Raw genomic sequence first — 652 nt, 5'->3', positions numbered from 1 at the left:
CTACCTTGCCGTTGGTCTGCGGCCGGTAGGGGCGGGTCCGCCGATGCTTGAGGTGTGGGCCCAGGGCTGCTGCGAAGGCCCGGGAGCGGTAGCAGGATCCGTTATCGGTCAGTACGGCTTTGACGGTGATGCCGTGCGCGGCGAAGAACCCTGCTGCGCGGACCCAGAAAGCGGCAGCGGTTTCCTTCTTTTCGTCGCCGAGGATTTCCGAGTACGCGAGCCGTGAGTGGTCATCGACGGCGTGGTGCAGGTACGCGTACCCGGTACCGGCCCTTCGGTTCCTACGGCCCAGCGCCCGGCCCAGGGCGCGGTGCCCGCCGCCATCGGGGATGCGCCCGAGTTTCTTGATGTCCACGTGRACSAGGTCTCCGGCGTTGTCGTGTTCGTAGCGCTGCGGTGCAGGCTTCCGGACCGGCAGCCCGGTGCCCTGGTCCAGGCAGGCCAGCCGGGGCATCCGGTATCGGGCCAGGACCTTGCCCACGGTCGAGCGGGCAAGACCGAGATGGGCCGCAATCCGGTGCGGTCCCCACCGCCGGCTGAAACGCAACGCAACGATCCGGCGCTCGGTGCGTATGGGTGTGCGGTTCGGGCTCCGCCGCGGGCGGGAGGACGCGTCAGCCATGCCGTCCTCACCCCGGGCGAGGTACCGGTC

Annotated in this window: 1 protein-coding gene; it reads right to left on the bottom strand. The window is 69.5% G+C overall.

What is annotated here, in order from left to right:
* Positions 1-652 (bottom strand): DDE-type integrase/transposase/recombinase (locus AC1DIP_RS22235; RefSeq protein ID WP_477735119.1); only part of this gene is annotated, 652 nt, incomplete at both ends.

The sequence above is a fragment of the Pseudarthrobacter sp. 05T312 genome (genome assembly GCF_056396685.1).
This window is presented reverse-complemented; position numbering and strand designations above follow the sequence as displayed.